The 22062-nt window shown below is 64.0% G+C and carries 23 protein-coding genes and 3 pseudogenes; 15 read left to right on the forward strand and 11 right to left on the reverse strand.

Annotation, left to right across the window (positions count from 1 at the left end; all coding sequences use genetic code 11):
* The coding region (locus tag ACQKQA_RS25170; RefSeq protein WP_427563662.1) for a hypothetical protein at positions 1–144 on the reverse strand (144 nt) is incomplete at its 3' end.
* On the opposite strand from ACQKQA_RS25170, the pseudogene ACQKQA_RS25175 reads away from it, so the two are divergent.
* Both ACQKQA_RS25175 and ACQKQA_RS25180 read left to right on the forward strand, forming a co-directional pair.
* Positions 91–270, forward strand: a pseudogene (locus tag ACQKQA_RS25175) (putrescine ABC transporter permease PotH); the annotation flags it as partial. The gene ACQKQA_RS25170 and the pseudogene ACQKQA_RS25175 sit on opposite strands and share 54 nt — an antisense overlap.
* Positions 267–1157, forward strand: a complete 891-nt coding sequence (locus tag ACQKQA_RS25180) for an ABC transporter permease subunit (protein WP_427563623.1) — start codon at positions 267–269, stop codon at positions 1155–1157. The pseudogene ACQKQA_RS25175 and the gene ACQKQA_RS25180, both read left to right, overlap by 4 nt.
* 117 nt (positions 1158–1274) lie before the next feature.
* Here ACQKQA_RS25180 and ACQKQA_RS25185 read toward each other — a convergent pair whose 3' ends face one another.
* Together ACQKQA_RS25185 and ACQKQA_RS25190 are read right to left on the reverse strand one after the other, a co-directional pair.
* On the reverse strand, positions 1275–3686 hold the full coding sequence (locus tag ACQKQA_RS25185) for a penicillin acylase family protein (protein ID WP_427563625.1): 2412 nt from the start codon (positions 3684–3686) through the stop codon (positions 1275–1277).
* Between the two features lie 106 nt (positions 3687–3792).
* Entirely contained in the window at positions 3793–4371 is a 579-nt protein-coding gene (locus tag ACQKQA_RS25190) for a DUF6436 domain-containing protein (RefSeq protein ID WP_427563627.1), read from the reverse strand.
* A gap of 110 nt (positions 4372–4481) precedes the next feature.
* Here ACQKQA_RS25190 and ACQKQA_RS25195 point away from each other — a divergent pair, with 110 nt between their 5' ends.
* Positions 4482–5405, forward strand: coding sequence for an alpha/beta hydrolase (locus tag ACQKQA_RS25195; protein WP_427563628.1), 924 nt, complete (start codon positions 4482–4484; stop codon positions 5403–5405).
* 133 nt (positions 5406–5538) lie between these two features.
* On the opposite strand, the gene ACQKQA_RS25200 is transcribed toward ACQKQA_RS25195, so the two are convergent.
* On the reverse strand, positions 5539–6291 hold the full coding sequence (locus ACQKQA_RS25200; RefSeq protein ID WP_427563629.1) for a DUF2059 domain-containing protein: 753 nt from the start codon (positions 6289–6291) through the stop codon (positions 5539–5541).
* A gap of 171 nt (positions 6292–6462) precedes the next feature.
* Between ACQKQA_RS25200 and ACQKQA_RS25205 the strand changes: the two genes are divergently transcribed.
* Together ACQKQA_RS25205 and ACQKQA_RS25210 are read left to right on the forward strand one after the other, a co-directional pair.
* Positions 6463–7095, forward strand: coding sequence for a 2OG-Fe(II) oxygenase (locus ACQKQA_RS25205; protein WP_427563631.1), 633 nt, complete (start codon positions 6463–6465; stop codon positions 7093–7095).
* 2 nt (positions 7096–7097) lie between these two features.
* A complete protein-coding gene (locus ACQKQA_RS25210) occupies positions 7098–7580 on the forward strand; it encodes a DUF523 domain-containing protein (RefSeq protein ID WP_427563633.1) in 483 nt (160 codons plus the stop codon).
* A 21-nt stretch (positions 7581–7601) separates the two neighbouring features.
* On the opposite strand, the gene ACQKQA_RS25215 is transcribed toward ACQKQA_RS25210, so the two are convergent.
* Positions 7602–8375 (reverse strand): transporter substrate-binding domain-containing protein, encoded by a 774-nt coding sequence (locus ACQKQA_RS25215; protein ID WP_427563635.1) that lies wholly within the window; start codon positions 8373–8375, stop codon positions 7602–7604.
* Between the two features lie 133 nt (positions 8376–8508).
* Between ACQKQA_RS25215 and ACQKQA_RS25220 the strand changes: the two genes are divergently transcribed.
* Positions 8509–8946 carry a DUF4399 domain-containing protein gene (locus ACQKQA_RS25220; RefSeq protein WP_427563636.1) on the forward strand — a complete coding sequence of 146 codons (438 nt, stop codon included), beginning with the start codon at positions 8509–8511 and terminating at the stop codon, positions 8944–8946.
* Positions 8947–9008: 62 nt separating this feature from the next.
* Here ACQKQA_RS25220 and serA read toward each other — a convergent pair whose 3' ends face one another.
* The gene (gene serA, locus ACQKQA_RS25225; protein WP_427563638.1) at positions 9009–10238 is read right to left on the reverse strand and encodes a phosphoglycerate dehydrogenase; all 1230 of its coding nucleotides are present in this window, start codon (positions 10236–10238) and stop codon (positions 9009–9011) included.
* 204 nt (positions 10239–10442) lie between these two features.
* Here serA and ACQKQA_RS25230 point away from each other — a divergent pair, with 204 nt between their 5' ends.
* The 4 genes from ACQKQA_RS25230 to ACQKQA_RS25245 all read left to right on the forward strand — a co-directional run bounded on the left by ACQKQA_RS25230 (position 10443) and on the right by ACQKQA_RS25245 (position 14704).
* Positions 10443–11837, forward strand: a complete 1395-nt coding sequence (locus ACQKQA_RS25230) for an FAD-binding oxidoreductase (RefSeq protein WP_427563640.1) — start codon at positions 10443–10445, stop codon at positions 11835–11837.
* Between the two features lie 55 nt (positions 11838–11892).
* On the forward strand, positions 11893–12558 hold the full coding sequence (locus tag ACQKQA_RS25235; RefSeq protein ID WP_427563641.1) for a fumarylacetoacetate hydrolase family protein: 666 nt from the start codon (positions 11893–11895) through the stop codon (positions 12556–12558).
* Positions 12559–12735: 177 nt separating this feature from the next.
* Complete coding sequence (locus ACQKQA_RS25240; RefSeq protein WP_427563642.1) at positions 12736–13665, forward strand: SdiA-regulated domain-containing protein; 930 nt, start codon at positions 12736–12738, stop codon at positions 13663–13665.
* A 127-nt stretch (positions 13666–13792) separates the two neighbouring features.
* Positions 13793–14704, forward strand: a complete 912-nt coding sequence (locus ACQKQA_RS25245) for an SdiA-regulated domain-containing protein (protein WP_427563644.1) — start codon at positions 13793–13795, stop codon at positions 14702–14704.
* A 198-nt stretch (positions 14705–14902) separates the two neighbouring features.
* Here ACQKQA_RS25245 and rpiA read toward each other — a convergent pair whose 3' ends face one another.
* Positions 14903–15574: a ribose-5-phosphate isomerase RpiA gene (rpiA, locus tag ACQKQA_RS25250; protein WP_427563646.1), complete on the reverse strand. Its 672-nt coding sequence runs from the start codon at positions 15572–15574 to the stop codon at positions 14903–14905.
* Between the two features lie 213 nt (positions 15575–15787).
* Here rpiA and ilvA point away from each other — a divergent pair, with 213 nt between their 5' ends.
* The 4 genes from ilvA to ACQKQA_RS25270 are packed head-to-tail and all read left to right on the forward strand — an operon-like array spanning position 15788 to position 19491.
* Positions 15788–17302 (forward strand): threonine ammonia-lyase, biosynthetic, encoded by a 1515-nt coding sequence (gene ilvA / locus ACQKQA_RS25255; RefSeq protein ID WP_427563648.1) that lies wholly within the window; start codon positions 15788–15790, stop codon positions 17300–17302.
* Between the two features lie 39 nt (positions 17303–17341).
* Positions 17342–17755 (forward strand): DUF2269 family protein, encoded by a 414-nt coding sequence (locus tag ACQKQA_RS25260; RefSeq protein WP_427563650.1) that lies wholly within the window; start codon positions 17342–17344, stop codon positions 17753–17755.
* A gap of 15 nt (positions 17756–17770) precedes the next feature.
* The gene (locus tag ACQKQA_RS25265) at positions 17771–19027 is read left to right on the forward strand and encodes an SDR family oxidoreductase (protein WP_427563652.1); all 1257 of its coding nucleotides are present in this window, start codon (positions 17771–17773) and stop codon (positions 19025–19027) included.
* Positions 19024–19491 carry a DUF2269 family protein gene (locus tag ACQKQA_RS25270; RefSeq protein WP_427563654.1) on the forward strand — a complete coding sequence of 156 codons (468 nt, stop codon included), beginning with the start codon at positions 19024–19026 and terminating at the stop codon, positions 19489–19491. The genes ACQKQA_RS25265 and ACQKQA_RS25270 overlap by 4 nt, the downstream gene beginning before the upstream one ends.
* Before the next feature lie 93 nt (positions 19492–19584).
* Here the strand turns inward: ACQKQA_RS25270 and ACQKQA_RS25275 are convergent, their stop codons facing one another.
* Positions 19585–20241 carry an HAD family hydrolase gene (locus tag ACQKQA_RS25275; protein WP_427563656.1) on the reverse strand — a complete coding sequence of 219 codons (657 nt, stop codon included), beginning with the start codon at positions 20239–20241 and terminating at the stop codon, positions 19585–19587.
* A 143-nt stretch (positions 20242–20384) separates the two neighbouring features.
* Here ACQKQA_RS25275 and ACQKQA_RS25280 point away from each other — a divergent pair.
* Positions 20385–20681 (forward strand): annotated as a pseudogene (locus ACQKQA_RS25280) (RNA pyrophosphohydrolase); the annotation flags it as partial.
* On the opposite strand, the pseudogene ACQKQA_RS25285 reads toward ACQKQA_RS25280, so the two are convergent.
* The 3 genes and pseudogenes from ACQKQA_RS25285 to sdhC form a co-directional block, all read right to left on the reverse strand.
* Positions 20617–21423: pseudogene (locus ACQKQA_RS25285) on the reverse strand (FAD-binding protein); the annotation flags it as partial. The pseudogenes ACQKQA_RS25280 and ACQKQA_RS25285 overlap by 65 nt on opposite strands.
* 3 nt (positions 21424–21426) lie before the next feature.
* Complete coding sequence (gene sdhD / locus ACQKQA_RS25290) at positions 21427–21795, reverse strand: succinate dehydrogenase, hydrophobic membrane anchor protein (protein ID WP_427563658.1); 369 nt, start codon at positions 21793–21795, stop codon at positions 21427–21429.
* Positions 21789–22062 (reverse strand): succinate dehydrogenase, cytochrome b556 subunit (gene sdhC / locus ACQKQA_RS25295; protein ID WP_427563660.1); only part of this gene is annotated, 274 nt, incomplete at its 5' end. The genes sdhD and sdhC, both read right to left, overlap by 7 nt.

Here is a 22062-nt window from a genome sequence, read left to right on the forward strand (position 1 = left end):
CTCGATCGGAATCACCAACACCCAGAACCACCAGTACAGCCAGCCGATGGTGAAGCCCGCCCACGGCCCGATGGCCTGGTCGGCGTAGGTCCGGAACTGCTGGGCGGCCCGGAAACCCTGATGATCGGTAAAGTGCTCTGGCAAGAGTTCTTCAACAACCGTGACTGGCCGGTGGCTTCGGCCCTGGCAGTGGTGATGCTGGCGATCCTGATTGTGCCGATCATCCTCTTCAACCGCAGTCAGGCCAAAGAAATGGAGGGCAAGGAATGAGGCGCTTCAGTTTCTCGAGCCTGATGCTGGTGGTGGGGCTGCTGTTCATTTACCTGCCGATGCTGATCCTGGTGATCTACTCGTTCAACGCCTCCAAGCTGGTGACGGTCTGGGGCGGCTGGTCGGTGAAGTGGTACGTCGGCCTGCTGGACAACTCGCAACTGATGGGCTCGGTGGTGCGTTCCCTGGAGATCGCCTGCTACACCGCCGTGGCGGCGGTGGCCCTGGGCACCCTGGCGGCCTTCGTGCTGACCCGGGTCACCCGCTTCAAGGGCCGCACCCTGTTCGGTGGTCTGGTCACCGCGCCGCTGGTGATGCCCGAGGTGATCACCGGCCTGTCGCTGTTGCTGCTGTTCGTGGCCATGGCGCAGTTGATCGGCTGGCCCCAGGAGCGGGGCATCGTCACCATCTGGATCGCCCACACCACGTTCTGCGCGGCCTACGTGGCGGTGGTGGTGTCGGCGCGTTTGCGCGAGCTGGACCTGTCCATCGAAGAGGCGGCCATGGACCTGGGCGCGCGGCCGTTCAAGGTGTTCTTCCTGATCACCATCCCGATGATCGCGCCGTCGCTGGCGGCGGGCGGCATGATGTCGTTCGCCCTGTCCCTGGACGACCTGGTGCTGGCGAGCTTCGTGTCCGGCCCGGGTTCCACCACCCTGCCGATGGAAGTGTTCTCGGCGGTGCGCCTGGGGGTGAAGCCGGAGATCAACGCCGTGGCCAGCCTGATCCTGCTGGCGGTATCGCTGGTGACCTTCCTGGTCTGGTACTTCAGCCGCCAGGCCGAAGAGCGTCGCAAGCGCGCGATCCAGCAGGCTGTGGAAGAGGCGGCGGCCGATTCCTGGAAGCAGCCGGACGTCCGCCGCTCGCAGGCGCCGGAAGCCGCCTGAGACGCGTTTGACCGGCTGCAACGACATCGCCCCTGAGCAGGGGCGATGTCGTTTCTGGGAGGCTCAAGCATGCCGATGGGGTTCTGACGGCAGCCGCACTGTAGGAGCGTTCGTGGGTTATTGCGCCGTCCGCGCCGGCAACAGCTTCAGGGTGCCGCGGGTATTGGCCGTCACCTCTTCTTCGTTGAAGTGCGCCTGCTGGTACACCCCCTCGATATAGGCCTCGGCCTGATCCTGATAGTGCGCATCGAACAGCACCCCGCTTTGTCCCACCGGGTTGATGCTCAGGCTGTGGGCCGGGTCGGCAAAGTCGATCAGGCGCCGGGTCGAGGGGCCATAGGTCACCGGCCAGGGCGCCGGGCCGATCTTCGCCGACTGGTTGTTCGGCACTTCGTGGGTGCCCGGCGCGGCGAACGGGCCGACGTTGAATACCCGGTCCAGGGGCTTCTGCAGACCCAGCGGGTGGCCGTGGGTCAGGGTATGCGCCTGGCCCCACAGCCATTGCGCCGGGTCGTCGCCCAGGGTCGCCTTGAGATGGGCGATGCTGGCGCGCCAGGCGGTCCGGACCGTGTCGGCGCGGCTTTCCTGGCCCAGGGTGTTGCGGTTGTCCCACCACGGCGAGTCGGCGGAGGCGGCCAGGCGCGGCAGGGCGGCGTCGATCACCCGGGTGGTCAGCAGGGTGTCGAAGAAGGCGTCGCCCAGTTCGTCGTGGAAGGTGGCGTCGGTCAGGTCGAACAGGAACTGGTTGAACAGGGTGGCGCTGGTGGAATCCAGCGGGTAGTCGCCTTTCCACTGCGCCAGTTGTTCCACCAGCTTGAGTTCCCGCGGGTCGCTCACCACTTCGCGCAGCACCGGCAACAGCGGTGCCAGCAAGCGCGGGCCATAGGCGGTGGTGGTGCCCAGCTGGAGTTTCTGGCTGGCTTCAAGGTCCCACTTCACGCTCTTGTCGCTGAGCTGGCGGTCCAGCTGCTGGCCGCGGTCGGCCAGGTTGTAGTAGCCGGGGATCTCCATGCCGGTGGGCGAGACCGGCTGGAAGTTGGCCGAGACGATATAGCCGCGCGCCGGGTTTTCTTCCTGGGGGTTGGCGCTGAACGGGTAAAAGCCGTCCTTGTCCGCCAGCGAGGTGCTGCCGTCGAGGATGAAGGCGCCCTTGGCGCCGATCGGCCGTTTCGGCAGCAGCGCCGCGGCCCACCAGCCGATATCGCCCTTGGCGTTGGCCCAGACGATGTTCAGCCCCGGCGCCTGGACCTTGGCCGCGGCGCTGCGGGCCTTGGCCAGGGTGTCGGCGCGGTTGAGTTGGTAGAAGCCGTCGAGGATCGGGTTTGGCGCCTCCAGGAAGGCCCACCACATGGCAATCGGTGTCTTGCCGGCATTGGCCCCGAGCACGTCGTTGACGATCGGCCCGTGGGGCGACTGGCGCAGGATCTGGGTGACCGGCGGCTGGCCCTTCACGGCGATCTGCTGCTCGCTGTTGATCAGGTCGACCCACTTGCCGCGGTACCAGACCTGGTTGGCGTTGTTCGGGTTGACCTTCTCGGCGATCAGGTCCAGGTCGTCGTTCTGGAACATGGTCAGGCTCCAGCCGAAGTCCAGGTTGTGACCGAGAAAGGCGTAGGGCACCAGCGCCTGATGGTGGCCGTAGAGCTCGAAGCCCGGCGCCGACAGCTGGGCCTCGTACCACACCGACGGCACCGCGAAGCGGATGTGCGGGTCGCCGGCCAGCAACGGTTTGCCGCTCTTGGTGCGGGTGCCGGAGATGGCCCAGGCGTTGCTGCCTTCGAATTGCGGCAGGCCGGTGTCGGCCAGGGCCTGCTCGCTCAGCCGGGCGATGGCGCCCAGGTCCTGCCAGTCGCTGGCGGCCAGGTTTGGCGCCAGCGGGCCGCGGCCCCTGGCCAGGGCGCCCTTGGGCTGCCAGTCGAGGTCGAAGACCTTCAGGTAGTCGCTGCCGAGCTGGTCACGGACGTAGGTCAGCAGCGGCTCGGTACGGAAGGCCGCGGCGAAGCTGTAGGCCATGTAGCCGGCGACGCTGATGCTGTCTTCGGCGGTAAAGGAACGCTTGGGAATGCCCAGGACGTCGAATTCGATGGGTTGCGGGTGAGTGTTCTGATACTGGTTGATCCCGTCCAGGTAGGCTTGCAGGCCTTTCCAGGCCGGGGACTGGCGATCCAGCCCGGCCACGTAGCTCTCGGCGCGCTCGCGGATGCGCAGGCTGCGGAACAGTTTGTCGGTGTCGAGCAACTTGGGACCCAGGATCTCGGCCAGCTCGCCCCGGGCCAGGCGCCGCATGATCTCCATCTGGAACAGCCGGTCCTGGGCATGGACGTAGCCCAGGGCGCGGTACAGGTCGGTCTCGTTTTCCGCGCGGATATGCGGCACGCCGCGTTCGTCGTAACGCACCGTGACCGAGCCCTGCAGACGCTCCAGCTCGACCTGGCCCTGGCGCGTCGGCTGCTTGCTGTACAGGTACCAGCCCCCTCCCGCGGCAAGGGCGAGGATCAGGACGGCGACTACGGTCAGGCTGCGTTTCATGGTGACTCCTTGTTCTTTCTGCGATTGCCTGCCGTGGGGGGAGGCAAACATTTAGCACAGGCCTTCTGTGCCGGGCATCCGCTGTCCTCGAAAAGTCAGGAATGCCTTAATCCGTCGGGTTCGGCCATGGACAATAACAGCCCACCGCCAGGGTGTGGGTGGCGTTGACCGCACGGCCTTCTTGCAGGGCCTGGAGGATCGGCTCGATGAAGCTGTTGCTGGAGTTGCAGGTCAGGCCTTCGCTGTAGGGGCCGAAGTAGGCCAGCTTGCCGCTGCGGTCCCAGATCGCCACGGCCGGGCTGGCGGGGATCTGCTCCGAACCGGGCAGGCCGTCGAGGACTTTCAGCTGGCTCAGGGTGGCGGGCAGCTGGCCGTGGCTGCCGGTTTTCTGCACTGAGTAGAACTCCACGCCCTGCGGCCCGTAGTGCTCGATCAGCTCGGCCAGGTGCTGCTGGTTGCCGACATTGCACGGGCAGGCCGGGTCCCAGAAGTGCACCAGGCGGATGGCGCCTGGGCCAGCCAGCCCAGCAGGCAGTTGCAGCGGGTCGCCGGAAAACACCGCGGTGTGTTCGCTGAAGGCCCGCAGGAAACGGCCCTGGAACCAGTCGTAGGCCACCCACAGCACTCCGGCGCAGAGGAGGGCGAGCAGGCTGGCAAGCAGGGTCGTGCGGTAGGGCAGGCGCATACGGATCGTTCCTTGAAGGTCGCGTAGCTTGCCATGCTTGCTGCGACAGATGAATATCGCAGGCCGATAAAGCCTGTTTCGCGTTACGCGCCACCGCCTGGAAATCCCTTATGCCCGCGACCTTCGACCCCGACCTTCTGCGCGCCAGCCTGCGGCCTCTGGCCGAGGCGCAGCCGCTCTCGGCCCAGGCGCAGGCCTATCAGCGCTTCTATGGGCTGGATTTGCCGGCCAGGCGTGGGTTGGGGCGTTTCACGGTCGACGGCTACGACCTGGTCGGGCAGGTCTGGTGGCCGGAACAGCCGGTGGCCACCGTGTTTCTGCTGCACGGCTTCTATGACCACATGGGCTTGTACCGGCACGTGATCGAGTGGGCGCTGCAGCGCCAGTGGGCGGTGATTGCCTGCGACTTGCCGGGCCATGGCCTGTCCAGCGGCGAGCGCGCCAGCATCGATGATTTCGCGGTGTACCAGGCTGTGCTGCAAGGCTTGTTCGACGAGGCTCGGTCCCTCGATCTGCCGCAGCCTTGGCACCTGTGCGGGCAAAGCACGGGAGGCGCGATCGTGATCGATCACCTGCTCAACCAGGGCGCGCAAAGCCCGGCCCAGGGGCAGGTGATCCTGCTGTCGCCGCTGGTGCGTCCGCGGGCCTGGGGCTGGTCGAAACTCAGCTATTACTTGCTGCGGCCATTTGTCAAAGGCATTGCCCGGCGCTTCAGCGAGAACTCCACCGATCCGGAGTTCCTGCCGTTCCTGCAGCGCGACCCGTTGCAGCCCTTGCGCCTGCCGACCGCCTGGGTCGGGGCGCTGGCGCAGTGGATCAAGCGTATCGAGCTGGCCCCGGGCAGCAGCCGGCAGCCGTTGATCGTGCAAGGGCAGGCGGACATGACGGTGGATTGGCAGCACAACCTGCAGGTGATCCGGGAGAAATTCCAGCAGCCTCAGGTGCTGATGCTCCCTGAGGCGCGGCACCATCTGGCGAACGAGGCGGCGCGGATTCGCCAGGAATATTTCGCCTTCCTGAACCAACATCTCTGAGGGTATTCCCGCTGTAGTCAGCGCCGCAGGCTGGAGGCGCGCTCGGAGGGATCGAACTCAGCGGACGTGGTGATCTTGCGACCGCTGAGGTCCTTCGGACCTATCGCAGCCTTCGGCAGCGGCTACAGGGTGTTCAGGGGGCGAGGCTCGACGTGCTCTGGCCGACGGCCAGCCCGGCACGGATCGCGGCCAGGGCGGCCTGATAGTAGGCCTTGCCGTCGGCGGACTCGGCGAAGCTGGCGAACTCTTCCAGCTCCGGGTCGGACAGGTCGCGGTAGACATACAGCAGGGTGTTGTTCAGGTCGTTGCCGATCTGCGCCATCAGCCGCTGGCGCTGGCCGTTGAGCATGTTCTGGGCCTGGCCGGCCCCCAGCAGGCCGGGGATCATCTGGCTCAGGCTGTCGGCCGCGACGCCGGCGATCGCCAGGCTGACTTCCGCGCCGGCCTCGCGGGCCGGCAGCGCCTGGGCCAGGTGGCCGATGATCAGTTGACGGGTATCGCTGGCCTGCATCTTCGGCAAGCCCTGGGCGTTTTTCGCCAGCTGGTCGCGGCGGGTCGCCAGCAGTTCGGCGGCGATGATCTTGCGCCCCAGGGGCGACTGGAAAAACTGCAGCGCCGGCTTCGGGTCGGCGAGCTTCTGCCGCAACTGCGCCTCGGCCCGGTGGTCCATGGCCTGTGGGGCGAAGCGCTGGTTGCTGTTGTCGACCAGCGCCTGATAGACCGCGGGCGGCAGGCTACTCTGGTAACGCTGCTGGGCGGCGGTGATGGCATCGTTGAAATGCGCGCGTTGTTCCGGCCAGCCGGCGACCTTGTACAACTGGTCGTGGCCGTCTGCCCAGGCGGGCAACACACAGAACATCAACAGTGAAAAAAGCAAACGGCGCATAAGGACTCCTGTCGGCAGCCCACTATTCTCCGGGGCAAGGCGATGGTTGTCGAGAATTCGTATCAGGTTCAGTACGCAAACCGTCCGATCGGACGACGAATGCAAAGGCCGCCAGCGTGCTTGGTCAGAATTATCTTTGGGATCTGTCGGATTCATTCGGGTGTGGATACTATGCGTGCCATGCAAATACCCTCTGATCACCCGCTGCTGTTACGCATCGTCGACGACCTGGCCGCCCATGGCTGGTCGCAGCAGAATATCTTCCTGCCAGAAGCCCTGACCCTGGAGCTGGCGACCGAGTGCCGTAAGCGCGCGGCCGAGGGCGAGCTGGCGCCGGCAGCGGTCGGCCGGGGCCCGGCGCAGGAGATCCGCGAGGGGATCCGTGGCGATCATATCCAGTGGCTCGAGCCCGGCCAGGCCGAGTGCTGCGATACCTACCTGGGGTTGATGGACAGCCTGCGCGAAGCGCTGAACCGTGGCCTGTTCCTCGGCCTGGAAGACTTCGAAAGTCATTTCGCCCTGTACCCGCCGGGGGCGTTCTACCTCAGGCATGTCGACCGTTTTCGCGACGATGACCGGCGCACGGTGTCCGCGGTGATCTACCTCAACCAGGACTGGTTGCCCGAGCAGGGCGGGCAACTGCGTATGTACCTGGAGGGCGAGGTCGAACATGACGTGGAGCCCGTCGGCGGCCGGCTGGTGGTGTTCCTCTCCGGCGAGATGCCCCACGAAGTCCTGCCCGCGACCCGGGAGCGCCTGTCCTTGACGGGCTGGTTCCGCCGTCGCGGCAGCGAGCCGTTCTGATCATGCACAAGGTCCTGGTCAGTCGCTGCCTGCTGGGCCATCCCGTGCGCTACGACGGCGCGGCCAGTGGGCCGTTCGATCTGCTGGCGAGCTGGCAGGCCGAGGGGCGGGTGGTTGCCCTGTGCCCGGAAGTCGCCGGTGGCTTGCCGACGCCACGGGCAGCCGCGGAGATTCCCGGCGGGCAGGGCGGCGAAGTGCTCGATGGCCTGGCGCAGGTGATCACCACCGAGGGCGAGGATGTCAGCGCCGAGTTCCTCAGCGGCGCCCGGCAGGCACTGGAACTGGTGCGTCAACACCAGATCCGTATCGCCGTGCTCAAGGCCAACAGCCCGTCCTGCGGCAACCTGCTGACCTACGATGGCAGCTTCAGCGGGGTCAAGGTCAGCGGCGAGGGGGTCACCGCCGCCCTGCTCAAGCGGGCCGGGGTGCAAGTCTTCAGCGAACTGCAACTGGCCGAGGCGGCCGCGGCCCTCGCCGCCCTCTGATTCCTGTAGCCACTGCCGCCCTCAAGGCTTGGGCGGCTGGCTCGCGTCCATGCCGAACCATTTTTCCGACAACGCCATCAGCCGGCCATCGGCCTTGATGCGCTGCAGGGCGCTGTCCAGGCTGGTCTGGAACGCCGGATTGCCTTTCTGGAACGGGATCGCCAGGCTCAGGGTCGGCCCGAGCTTGGCGCCTTCCTTCACCGGCAGGCGGCTGTCGCGGATGGCGTAAGGGATCAACAGGCGGTCGCTGATGGCGGCGTCGAGCTGCTTGTCCGCCACATCCTTGATCGGTTGCTGGGCGTTCGGGTAGGCGCGCAGGTCGATGCCTTCCGCGGTGCGCGCCTGCTCCACGAATTGGCTGCCCTGGGCTACGCCCAGTGCCCGGCCCTGGAGTTCCTGCAGGCTGCCCAGGGTACGCTGTTCTTCCTTGCGCACGATCAATTGCGCGCTGGAGTAGCTGTAAGGCTCGCTGAAGTCGAAACGTTCCTTGAGTTCCGGGGTCATTGCTATGTGATTGATGGCGACGTCGTAGCGGCCGCTTTCCACGCCGGGCAGCAGGTCGGCGGCGTCGGTGACCACGAAGTCCGCCCGTACATCCAGCTCATGGGCGAGCAGTTGGCCCAGTTCGACCTCGAAGCCGGTGAGTTTGCCGTCTTCCTTGAAGTTGAACGGCGGGGTGTTGGCTTCCAGGGCGATGCGCAGTTCCCCGCGGTCATTCACGTCGTCGATCAGTTCGGCTTGAGCGCAAGTGCTTGCAAGAGGCAGCAAAAGTATCAGGCCAGGCAGAAAACGCATGGTCACTCCTTGAATTCATATAGGCGGCGCGCTGTTCGGGCTCGCTTTGCTATGGTGTTGATTGCCCTTCGACAACGATATGCCACGAAGTTGTCATAACCGTACCGATTTTGCGGAAAAACTGGAGAGTAGAATGAAAACCTTTATGTCTCGTGCTGCATTGGCCAGCCTGATGCTGGGGGCTTCGATGCTGGCCTCTGCGGCGGATATCCCTCGGACCAAGGCGCCGGAAGGGGCTTCCGTGTTCATCGTTACCCCGGTCAATGGCGACACCGTGTCCAAGACCTTCAAGGTCAAGTTCGGCGTCAGCGATATTTCCCTGGCCCCCGCCGGCGACCAGACCCCGCATACCGGGCACCACCACCTGCTGATCGACGTCGACAAGCTGCCGGCCGAGAACATGCCGATCCCGGCCGATGCCCAGCACATCCACTTCGGCAAGGCCCAGACCGAAACCGAAGTGACCCTGGCCCCGGGCAAGCACACCCTGCAGCTGGAGCTGGGGGACAAGAACCACGTGCCGTTCGATCCGCCGATCGTTTCGGAAAAGATCACCGTCACCGTCAAATGAAGGCGGGCTGACAACGAAAAAGGGAGGTCCGAAGACCTCCCTTTTTCATGGCCGCACAGCGCTTAGAACAGGACGCGGCTACGGATGGTGCCGTTGACCTGTTGCAGCTTCTCTTGCGCCAGCTCCGAGTATTCGGCGTCGACGTCGATCACCACGTAGCCGACCTTCTCGTTGGTCTGCAGGAACTGACCGGAGATGTTGATGCCGTTTTCGGCGAAGACCTTGTTGATCTCGCTCATCACGCCCGGGATGTTCTCGTGGATGTGCAGCAGGCGGTGCTTGCCAGGGTGCGCCGGCAGGGCCACTTCCGGGAAGTTCACCGACGATACCGAGGTACCGTTGTCGCTGTACTTGACCAGCTTCTCCGCCACTTCCAGGCCGATGTTGGCCTGGGCTTCGGCGGTGGAACCGCCGATGTGCGGGGTCAGGATCACGTTGTCCAGGCCACGCAGCGGGCTTTCGAACTCTTCGTCGTTGGAGCGTGGCTCCACTGGGAACACGTCGATGGCCGCGCCGATCAGGTGCTTGTCCTTGATGGCGGCCGCCAGGTGCTCCAGCTCGACCACGGTGCCGCGCGCGGCGTTGATCAGGATGCCGCCTTTCTTGATGGCGCGGATTTCCTTCTCGCCGATCATCCACTGGGTCGCAGCGGTTTCCGGAACGTGCAGGGTCACGATGTCGGACATGCCCAGCAGCTCGTGCAGGTTGCCGACCTGGGTGGCGTTACCCAGTGGCAGCTTGGTCACGGTGTCGTAGAAGAACACTTGCATCCCTAAGCCTTCGGCCAGGACCGACAGTTGGGTGCCGATCGAGCCGTAGCCGACGATGCCCAGCTTCTTGCCACGGATCTCGAAGGAGTTGGCCGCGCTCTTGATCCAGCCGCCACGGTGGCAGGAGGCGTTCTTCTCCGGGATGCCGCGCAGCAGCAGGATCGCTTCGGCCAGCACCAGTTCGGCCACGGAACGGGTGTTGGAGTACGGGGCGTTGAACACGGCGATGCCGCGCTCGCGAGCCGCGTCGAGGTCGACCTGGTTGGTGCCGATGCAGAAGCAGCCAACCGCAACGAGCTTCTTCGCGTGATCGAAGATCTCTTCCGTCAGTTGGGTGCGGGAGCGAATGCCGATGAAGTGCGCATCGGCGATCTTTTCCTTCAGTTGGGCTTCCGGCAGAGAACCGGTGAGGTACTCGATGCTGGTGTAGCCCGCGGCCTTGAGGACGTCGACAGCCGATTGGTGGACGCCTTCGAGAAGAAGGAACTTGATCTTGCTCTTATCGAGAGAAGTCTTGCTCATCTGCGTAAACCTGTGTCCCGGAGAAAAATGGCAGGAAATGGTCAACAGATGCTGACCCGGACGGCAGGAAAGCCGTCGCCGCAGAAGGCCCTTCGGCGCTATTCTGCGGGGGGGCGTATGCTAGCATACGGACCCCGCTAAGCACTCCTTCCTGCGACGTGAAGCGTTCTCAGGATGACCATGAATTGTTCGAGAGTTCTGTCGATGACCAATCCTGTGCTGATTGATGAGCTGAAGACCCTGGTCGAGGCTGGCAAGGTCCTGACCGATGCCGCTTCCCTCGAGGCTTACGGCAAGGATTGGACCAAACACTTCGCCCCGGCGCCGAGCGCCATCGTCTTTCCCAAGACCATCGAGCAGGTCCAGGCCATCGTGCGCTGGGCCAACCGGCACAAGGTCGCGCTGGTGCCGTCCGGCGGCCGCACCGGTCTGTCGGCTGCTGCCGTGGCGGCCAATGGCGAAGTGGTGGTGTCGTTCGACGCTATGAACCAGATCCTCGACCTGAACCTGACCGACCGCACCGCGGTCTGCCAGCCGGGTGTGGTCACCGCGCAGTTGCAGAACCTCGCTGTGGAAAACGGCCTGTATTACCCGGTGGACTTCGCTTCCGCCGGTTCCAGCCAGATTGGCGGCAATATCGGCACCAATGCCGGCGGGATCAAGGTGATTCGCTACGGCATGACCCGCAACTGGGTGGCCGGCCTGAAGGTGGTCACCGGCAAGGGCGACCTGCTGGAACTGAACAAGGACCTGATCAAGAACGCCACCGGTTATGACCTGCGCCAGCTGTTCATCGGCGCCGAGGGCACCCTGGGCTTCGTGGTCGAGGCCACCATGCGCCTGGATCGTGCGCCGAAGAACCTCACCGCCATGGTCCTCGGCACTGCCGATTTCGACTCGATCATGCCGGTGCTGCATGCCTTCCAGGGCAAGCTCGACCTGACCGCCTTCGAATTCTTCTCCGACAAGGCCCTGGCCAAGATCCTGGGCCGTGGCGACGTGCCGGCGCCGTTCGCGACCGAGTGCCCGTTCTACGCGCTGCTGGAATTCGAGGCGACCACCGAGGAGGTGGCCAACCAGGCCCTGGAGACCTTCGAGCATTGCGTGGAGCAGGGCTGGGTCCTGGACGGGGTGATGAGCCAGAGCGAAACCCAGCTGCGCAACCTGTGGAAGCTGCGCGAGTACATCTCCGAAACCATCTCCCACTGGACCCCGTACAAGAACGATATTTCGGTGACTGTGGGGAAGGTCCCGGCCTTTTTGCGGGAAATCGACGAGATCGTCGGCAAGCACTATCCGGATTTCGAGGTGGTCTGGTACGGCCACATCGGTGACGGCAACCTGCACCTGAACATCCTCAAGCCGGACGACCTCGGCAAGGACGAGTTCTTCGCCAAGTGCGCCACCGTGAACAAGTGGGTGTTCGAAATCGTCGAGAAATACAACGGTTCGATTTCCGCCGAACACGGCGTGGGCATGACCAAGCGCGATTACCTGAGCTACAGCCGTTCGCCGGTGGAAATCGACTACATGAAGGCGGTCAAGGCGGTGTTCGACCCGAACGGCATCATGAACCCGGGCAAGATTTTCGCTGTTTGACCTGAAAGCCGATCATGCAGCGGTACCTGATGAACCCAACGAGCAGGAGTCGGTAATGAGCTATCAGCACCAGTATGTCGACGGTACCCGTATTCACTTCCCGGTCGGCAAGATCGTGTGCATCGGGCGCAACTATGCCGAGCACGCCCGGGAACTGGACAATCCGGTGCCGACCGAGCCGCTGCTATTCATCAAGCCGGGCAGTTGCGTGGTGCCGCTGGAAGGCGGTTTCGCCATCCCCACCGAACGTGGCGCGGTGCATTACGAGGCGGAAATCGCGGTGTTGATCGGCAAGCCGCTGTCGACCCAACCCAGCCGCGAAGAAGTGCTGGATGCCATTTCCGGCTTCGCCCCGGCCCTGGACCTGACCCTGCGCGACAAGCAGGCCGAGCTCAAGGCCAAAGGGCTGCCATGGGAGATCTCCAAATGCTTCGACGGCGCCTGCGTACTGGCGCCGTTCGTGGTGGGCAGCACCTTCCCCGACCTGGCGGACATCGATATTCGCCTGACCATCAATGGCGAGGTTCGCCAGGACGGCAACAGCAGCATCATGCTCAACCCGATCGTGCCGATGATCCAGTACATGGCCGGCTGCTTCTCCCTGCAGGCGGGGGATGTGATCCTGACCGGTACGCCGGTGGGCGTCGGGCCGCTGCACGTGGGCGATGAGCTGGTGCTGGAACTGCCGGGCGTCAGCCGCTTCGAAAGCCGCGTGCGCTGATTGGGATTCAGGGGGGAGATCTGCCTGCAATGGGCGGGTCTCTGCCATATAAATCGGGGACATTTCTGACGTTTTGCCGTTTTTTTCACGCGCTGTCCGGATAATTTTCCGGTTCCAGGCGTCTCAGCCTGCCCTGATGTGCTATTACCCATAGCTGGTTTTCTGGAACGCGCGCCCATGTCCTTGCCTCACACCCCCGAGCTTCACACTGTTCGCCGCCGCGGTCGGTTCGCCATGCGTTGGTATTCCTGGCTGCTGCTCGCGGGCATCGTGATGTACGGCGTTGCGATCGCCATGCACTGGGACGACCGTGGCCTGCTCTGGGTGCTGGAGCGTTTCGAAACGCCGGCCGAGCGCCAGGAGAGTGTCTGGCTGCCGGATTACCGCGCGGTCATCGACGCCAAGGTGCTGCCGGGCATGGAGGATGACGAGGCGTCCGACCTGACCTACAACCCGCAAACCAAGACCCTGTTCGCGGTGATGGGCAAGAACCCGTTCCTGGTCGAGCTGAACCTGCAGGGCGATGTACTGCGCAAGATGCCGCTGGTGGGCTGGAGCAACCCGGAAGGGGTGGCGGTCATGGAAAACGGCCTGATGGGGATTGTCGACGAGCGCGATCACCAGTTGACCATCGTCAAGGTGGACGCCACTACCCGCGAGCTGAATATTGCCGACTTCCCGAAATACGACCTGGGGCCGTCGAAGGATCAGAACAAGGCGTTCGAAGGCGTTGCCTGGGACCCGCGCAAGCAGCAACTGCTGTTTGGCGAGGAGCGTCCGCCGGCGCTGTTCACCTGGAACAGCGACGGCAGCCAGACCCTCAAGGGCGACAAGCAGAAGCTGGAAAGCGATGAGCTGGACCTGCGCAACCTGTCCGCCCTGAGCATCGACCCGCGCACCGGCCATCTGCTGGTGCTGTCCGCTGATTCGCACCTGCTGCTGGAACTGTCCGAAACCGGTGAGCAGGTCAGCTTCATGACCTTGCTGGGCGGCTTCAACGGCCTGAAGGACACCATCCCGCGGGCCGAGGGCGTGGCCATGGACGAGCAGGGCAACCTGTACATGGTCAGCGAGCCCAACTTGTTCTACCGCTTCGAGAAGCGCTAATTCAGAAAGCGATTCAGAAAAAACTGTGGGCAAAAGGCCGTAATCCGGCTTACGCCCGCAGCGATTAAGCTTAAATTCATCCAGCCGTGATATTTCGTCCGCCTGATTTGTATTTGAGCTTGCCTGCATGCGTCGATTCGCCTACCCCAAACCGCTTTTCCTTTTCCTGTGTTTTGTCGTGCTGGTGCTGCTGGGCATTGCCGGGCAGCACCATCGCTTCTTCGAGCGCATCTGGTTCAACTGGCGGGTCATGTCGCAGCCGGCCAACACCGATGCCATCGGCCTCGACGGCTATCGGGTAACCCTCGAAGGGCGAAGAATCGAAGGCCTGGACGACGTTTCGGCGCTGACCTACGACCCGGTGCGCAAAAGCCTGTTCACCGTGACCAACAACAATGCCGAGCTGATCGAGCTGTCGCTCGACGGACGCATTCTGCGGCGTATCGCCCTGACCGGCTTTGGCGACCCGGAAGCGGTGGAGTTCATCAGTGCCGACACCTATGTAATCACCGACGAGCGCCAGCAGCGGCTGATCAAGATTCATTTGGAGGAAGGCACGGTGTTCCTCGACTCCGCGGACGCCGAGCAGATGACCCTGGGCGTGCACATGAGCGACAACAAGGGCTTCGAAGGCCTGGCCTACGACTCGGTGGGCAAGCGCCTGTTCGTCGCCAAGGAGCGCGACCCGATGCTGATCTACGAGGTCCAGGGTTTCCCGCACTACGACCCGGAAAAGTCCTACGCGGTGCATGTGGTCAACAATCCCAAGCGCGATGCCGGGCTGTTCGTGCGTGACCTGTCCAGCCTGCAATACGACGAGCGTACCGGCCATCTACTGGCGCTGTCGGACGAGTCGCGGCTGGTGCTGGAGCTGGACGTGGACGGGCGGCCCCTGAGTACCCTGTCGTTGCGCAGCGGACAACAAGGCTTGCAGGCCACAGTGCCACAGGCCGAGGGTATCGCCATGGACGACGACGGCACCCTGTACCTGGTCAGCGAACCGAACCTGTTCTACGTCTTCAAAAAGCCAGCCCCGTAGCCCTGTAGCCGCTGCCGAGCTTGCGAGGCTGCGTACGAGGACGCAGTCCTCGCCGATCCGGTGTATGTGGGCGGCCTGACAGAATGGGGTTGCCTGGTTTTGCGGTCGCTGCGCGCCCGGGCGCAGCCTCGCAGGCTCGGCAGCGGCTACAGAGGCTGTTTCGCCCCTGCCATTGCAGTAGGGGCGAAATCAGTGGCATCAGGCGGTGAGGGTCTTCACGCCTTCGCTGGTGCCCAGCAGCAGCACGTCGGCCGGGCGGGCGGCGAACAGGCCGTTGGTGACCACGCCGACGATGGCGTTGATCTGCGTTTCCAGCTCCACCGGGTTGGTGATCTGCAGGTTGTGCACGTCGAGGATGATGTTGCCGTTGTCGGTGAGCACGCCTTCCCGGTAGACCGGATCGCCGCCCAGCTTCACCAGCTCGCGGGCCACGTGGCTGCGGGCCATGGGGATCACTTCGACCGGTAGCGGGAAGTTGCCCAGCACCGGAACCAGTTTGCTGGCGTCGGCGATGCAGATGAAGGTCTTGGCCACTGCCGCGACGATCTTCTCGCGGGTCAGGGCCGCGCCGCCGCCCTTGATCAGGTTCAGGTGCTCGTCGCTTTCGTCGGCGCCGTCGATGTAGAACTCCAGGTCGCTGACGGTGTTCAGTTCGTACACCGGGATACCGTGGCCCTTGAGGCGCGCCGCGGTGGCTTCGGAGCTGGCGACCGCGCCGTCGAAGGCAGCCTTGTGCTGGGCCAGGGCGTCGATGAAGCAGTTGGCGGTGGAGCCGGTGCCGACCCCGACGATGCTCTTGTCATCGAGTTTCGGGAGGATGAGGTCGACGGCAGCCTGGGCCACGGCCTGTTTGAGTTGATCCTGGGTCATGCGGGCTCCGGAAGCGGGCAAGGGGGAACGGAAAGGCCGGCATTATAGGCGCCGCTGCGGGGAAGGTCATTGCCCGATTGGCGGGTCAAAAGCGCGCAGCGCGCCACCGGGCCGGGGCCGGGGGCTTTAAAACCTCTGGATTCGTGTGGTCGCCCGGGCAAACGCTGGGTTAGACTCGCTGGCCCTGCCCAACCCGCTCAGTGATGCTTTCCGATGCTCGAACAGTACGTCAAGAAGATCCTCACCTCGCGCGTTTACGACGTTGCCGTAGAAACCCCGTTGCAGACTGCCCGCCAGCTCTCCGAGCGGCTGGGCAATCAGATCTGGCTCAAGCGCGAAGACTTGCAGCCGGTGTTCTCGTTCAAGATTCGTGGCGCCTACAACAAGCTGACCCAGCTCAGTGACGCGGAGCGCGCCCGCGGCGTGGTCACCGCATCGGCCGGCAACCATGCCCAGGGCCTGGCCCTGGCGGCCAAGGTGCTGGGGGTCAAGGCGACCATCGTGATGCCCAAGACCACCCCGGAGATCAAGGTCGAAGGCGTGCGTTCCCGCGGCGGCAAGGTGGTGCTGCACGGCGATTCCTTTCCGGAAGCCCTGGCCTACTCGCTGAAGCTGGTGGACGAAAAAGGCTACGTCTATATCCACCCCTATGACGATCCGCACACCATCGCCGGGCAGGGTACCGTGGCGATGGAGATTCTGCGCCAGCACCCGGGGCAACTGGACGCGATCTTCGTGCCGGTCGGCGGCGGTGGCCTGATCGCCGGGATCGCGGCCTACGTGAAGTACCTGCGCCCGGAAATCCGCATCATCGGCGTCGAGCCGGACGACTCCAACTGCCTGCAAGCGGCCATGGCCGCCGGCGAGCGTGTGGTGCTGCCGACCGTGGGCATCTTCGCCGACGGCGTCGCGGTGGCGCAGATCGGCCAGCACACCTTCGACATCTGCAAGGACCATGTGGATGAAGTGATCACCGTCAGCACCGACGAGATCTGCGCGGCGATCAAGGACATCTACGACGACACCCGCTCCATCACCGAGCCGGCCGGCGCCCTGGGCGTGGCTGGGATCAAGAAGTATGTCGAGCAGCGCGGCGTCAGCGGGCAGACCCTGGTGGCCATCGACTCCGGCGCCAACGTCAACTTCGACCGCCTGCGCCATGTCGCCGAGCGCGCCGAACTGGGCGAAGGCCGCGAAGCCATCATCGCCGTGACCATTCCCGAGCAGCCGGGCAGCTTCAAGGCGTTCTGCGAGGCCGTCGGCAAGCGTCAGATCACCGAGTTCAACTACCGCTACAACAACGGCAGCGAAGCGCATATCTTCGTTGGCGTGCAGACCCACCCGGAAAACGACCCGCGCAGCGCGCTGATCGCCAGCCTGACCGAGCAGGGCTTCCCGGTGACCGACCTGACCGACAACGAACTGGCCAAGTTGCATATCCGCCACATGGTCGGTGGGCGCGCGGCGCACGTGGTCGACGAAGTGGTGCTGCGCTTCGAGTTCCCGGAACGCCCGGGGGCGCTGTTCAACTTCCTCAACAAGCTGGGCGGGCGCTGGAACATCTCGATGTTCCACTACCGCAACCATGGCGCGGCCGATGGCCGGGTGGTCGCGGGCCTGCAAGTGCCGGCGAACGAACGCCACTTGGTGCCGGCGGCGCTGGCGCAGATCGGCTACCCCTACTGGGACGAGAGCGATAACCCGGCGTATCAGTTGTTCCTTGGCTGAACGGCTACGCTGACTGGGCGCCCTTAAGGAATCGAAACCATGGAAACGCTGACCACCCTCAAGGTTATCCACATCGCCGCCACCGCACTGCTGTTGCTCAGCGGTCTCGGCCTGGCGCTGCTGGCCTGGCGCAAGCGCAGCGCCGGCCCGGCCGTTACCGTGCAGCGCCCGTGGGTGTTCGTGTGGTTGCTGATGGGCATCAGCCTGGTCAGCATGCCGTTCACCGGTTGGTGGCTGGTGCACCTGATCGGCTGGCCGCTGGGGCAGACCTGGATTCTGGGCTCCAGCATCCTCTATACGGTGGCGGCGTTGTGCTGGTTCTGGCTGGTGGCACGGCTCAATCGCCTGCGGTTGGGCAAGGGCGGCAACCTGAATTTCACCCTGGCGCTGGCGGTCATCAGTCTGCTGGGGTTTGTGGCGATCGCCGGATTGATGGGGGCCAAGCCGGTCTAATCGCTAAGGATCTTCATGAATATTCTTCTGGTGGGCGCCACAGGATTTGTCGGTCGCCACCTGTTACGTGCCTTGCAGCAAGCGGGGCACCGCGTGATCGCCACCTGTCGCGAGCCCCGGGACCAGAGCTGGCCGGGGGTTGAGTGGCGTTCCCTGGACCTGGGCCTGCTGGCTGCCGATCCCAAGCACTTCAGCTTTCCGGATGCTGTTGATCTGGTGATCAATGCGGCGGGCGTGCTGAGCGTGGATGTGCGGGCGTTGGGCCTGGTTCAGGACCAAGGCGCCCGCGTGCTGTTCGATCAGGCCGCCCAGCGCGGTGTCAGGGTGTTGCAGATTTCCGCCCTCGGCGCATCGGCGCAATCCGATGTGCCGTTCCTCTGCAGCAAGGGGGTGGCGGATGACTATCTATTGGGCCTGGGCATGGCGTCGGTGGTGCTGCGACCTTCATTGGTCATCGGTGCCGGCGGTACCAGCAGTGCCTGGCTTGCCGGGCTTTCACCCTGGCCGCTGATTCCCTTGCTGGACCTCAAGGCTCGCCTGCAGCCTGTGCATATCGACGACCTGGTCGGCGCGGTGCTGGCCTTGCTGCGCCAATGGCCGAGCGAATCGATGGTGCTGCCGTTGGTCGGGCCCGAGGCGATGCGGCTGTGCGAGGTGATCGATCACTTGCGTGCGGCCCAGGGTTGGGGGCCGGGGCGTTACCTGCAAGTGCCGGGGCCACTGCTGGGCCTGGGCAGTTGGCTGGGAGAGCGACTGGGTTGGCGCGCCTTGAACCGGCAGAGCCTGGCCCTGGCGCAACGGGACAATGTGGCCGAGCCGCAAGTGCTGGCTTCGGTCTGCGGCTACTCGGCCGCGTCGCTGCCCTCTCGCCTGCAGGACTGGCCCACGTCAGCCTTGAGCAGCCAGCGCGCCCTGCGCCCACTGATGCTGGCAGTGCTGGTGCTGATCTGGCTGGGTACGGCGGCGGTATGCCTGGGGCCCGGTTACGACTGGGGGTTGCGGATCCTGGCCGAGGCGGGTGTGCAGGGCGCTTGGGCGGCGCTGGCGGTGATCGCCGGCGCGGCCTGCGATGGCCTGCTGGGCCTGGGGCTGCTGTTCAAGCGCTGGCGACGGCGGGCGTTGCAACTTCAGTTGCTGCTGATGCTCGGCTACACCCTCTGCATCAGCCTGATTCTGCCCCACTACTGGTTTGACCCCTATGCCGCCGTCGCCAAGAACCTGGTGCTGATGGTGGCAACTCTATGGCTTGTTTGGACTGAACCCCGGCAATGAGTGTTTACCTGTTACTGAAAACCCTGCATATCCTGTCGTCCACCATCCTCTTCGGGCTCGGCGCCGGCTCCGCTTATTACGCTCTGCGGGCTTGGCGCAGCGGCAAGGTGGAAGTGATCGCCGTGACCTTCAGGCACCTGGTGTTCGCCGACTGGGCGTTTACCGCGACCACGGCGGTATTCCAGCCGTTGAGCGGTATCGGCCTGATGCATCTGGCGGGGTGGTCGTTGCAGCAGAGCTGGTTGCAGTGGAGCATCGGCCTGTACTGCCTGGCGGGGATTTGCTGGCTGCCGGTGGTGTGGTTGCAGATCCGCGTGCACAAGATGGCGGAGCGGGCGGTGCAGGAGGGTTCGGCGATGCCGCTCAAGGCGACGACTTACATGCGCTGGTGGTTCGGGTTGGGATGGCCGGCGTTCTTGGCCTTCATGGCGATTTTCTACCTGATGGTGGCCAAGCCGGTTTAGGGTTTGAGGCCCGCTTGGTTGCGGCGCGGGTCGGCTCGCTCCTCATTGGGATGACATTCCCCCGTGGGAGCGAGCCTGCTCGCGCGGGCGTCTTCAGTCGCGCAGGCTGATCACCGGCCAGCCGCGCTGCTCGGCCAGGGCGCGCAGGTTCGGGTCCGGGTCCACCGCGATCGGGTTCGCCACCAGTTCCAGCAGCGGCAGGTCATTCATCGAGTCGCTATAGAAACAACTGTCTTGCAGGTTGTGCCCGGTCTCTTCCAGCCAACGGTTCAAGCGCGTCACCTTGCCTTCGCGGAAACACGGCACATCGGTGCTGCGCCCGGTGTAGCGGCCGTTTTCCATCTCGCATTCGGTGGCGATCAGGGTGTCCACGCCCAGGCGTTCAGCGATCGGCCCAGTGACGAAGCGGTTGGTGGCGGTGATGATCACCAGCTTGTCGCCGGCCGCTCTGTGCTTGGCCAGCAGTTGCGCGGCCTTGGGCAGCATCAGCGAGTCGATGCAGTCGCGCATGTAGTCGCGGTGCCATTGATCGAGCACGTCCATCTCGGTGCGGCCGAGCACTTCCAGGCAGAAGTTCAGGTACGCGGCATTGTCCAGCTTGCCGGCCAGGTAGTCCTGATAGAACTCGTCGTTGCGGGCCTTGTAGGTGACGGCGTCGAGGAAGCCTCGTTCGCACAGGTAATCGCCCCAGGCGTGATCACTGTCGCCGCCCAGAAGGGTGTTGTCCAAGTCGAATAAAGCCAGGCGCATCGCGGTTACTCGCTGATAAGTCTGAAAAAAGGCGACCAGAATACGGTCTTTTCACAAGAGTGCACATAAGGTAGGAAGCCTCGTTGCTGCTTTCACAACCTTTGTGGAACAATGCGGCGACATGCGTTTGCGAGGTTGTTGCCGTGATCGACCCCGATGGTTTCCGCCCCAATGTCGGGATCATTCTGACGAATGATGCCGGCCAGGTGCTATGGGCTCGCCGTATCAATCAAGATGCCTGGCAGTTTCCGCAAGGGGGGATCAACCCCGAGGAGACGCCGGAAGACGCTCTGTACCGCGAGTTGAACGAAGAAGTGGGCCTGGAACGCGAGGACGTGCAAATTCTCGCCTGCACCCGGGGCTGGTTGCGCTATCGTTTGCCGCAACGCCTGGTACGTACTCACAGCCAGCCGCTGTGCATCGGCCAGCGCCGGCGATACCGGTCGGGTGGAACTGCCACATTTCGATGTCTTGTACCGGCACGCCGGCACGCAGCGCCATGCCGACACCGTCACCGGTGTTGATCAGGGCGTTGGTGGTGGACGCATAGATACGACCTGCACCGCCGGTGGCCAGAACGGTGGCCTTGGAGCGGATGTAGGTGGTTTCGCCGGTTTCGATGCAGATCGCGATCACACCGACGAACGCGCCGCTCTGGTTCTTCACCAGGTCGACAGCGTAGTACTCGTTCAGGAAGGTGGTGCCGGCTTTCAGGTTGCCCTGATAAAGGGTGTGCAGCAGCGCATGACCGGTACGGTCGGAAGCGGCGCAAGTACGGGCAGCCTGGCCGCCTTTACCGTAATCCTTGGACTGGCCGCCGAAAGGACGCTGGTAGATACGACCAGTTTCGGTACGGGAAAACGGCAGACCCATGTGGTCCAGCTCGAAAACCGCGGCTGGGCCTTCCTGACACATGTATTCGATAGCGTCCTGGTCACCGATATAGTCGGAACCCTTGACGGTATCGTACATGTGCCAGCGCCAGTCATCGTTCGGGTCGGCCGATGCGATGGCGCAGGTGATGCCGCCCTGGGCCGACACAGTGTGCGAACGAGTCGGGAACACTTTGGTGATCACTGCAGTCTTGTGGCCGCCCTGGGCCAGCTGCAATGCGGCACGCATGCCGGCGCCGCCGCCGCCAATGATGATGGCGTCGAAAGAAATCGTTGGAATGTTAGCCATGAATCAGATACCCCAGAGAATCTGCACACCCCAGACGAAGTAGGCGAACATTGCAACGCCGCATACTGCCTGGAAAAGGAAACGTACTGCAGTCGCCGATTTGCCCAGCGCCATCGGCGTCAGGTAGTCGGTCGAAATGGTCCACATGCCGACCCAGGCGTGAGCGCCCAGAGCAACCATGGCCAGCAGGCTGAAGATACGCATCCAGTTGTTGGCGAACAGGGCGTGCCATTGGTCGTAGCCAAGGCCCGGGTTCGCAACGAGGTACCCGATCAGGAAGATGAAATAAGCCGCGAGAACGACCGCAGATACGCGCTGCGCCATCCAGTCATAGAGGCCCGAACGCGAGAGATTCGTGACGTTAGTTACCATATCCAAACTCCTGCCAGAACGATTACCACCACGGATACGGCGATAACGATTTTAGAGCCCAGCTTGCCGCCTTCCAGCGTCTCACCGATGCCCATGTCCATGATCAAATGGCGCACGCCGGCAACCAGGTGATACAGCAAGGCGGACAGGATGCCCCAAATCACTAGCTTGGGGGCGAGCTGCCGACCTGCCTGGCGGACATCGGCCAGCGCCGCCTGAAGGGTGAAAAACCCTGACTTGATCAAGATCATGCACATTGCCCGCGAG

This window comes from Pseudomonas sp. NPDC089530, assembly GCF_050280705.1.
In the GTDB taxonomy this organism is placed as follows: Bacteria; Pseudomonadota; Gammaproteobacteria; order Pseudomonadales; family Pseudomonadaceae; genus Aquipseudomonas.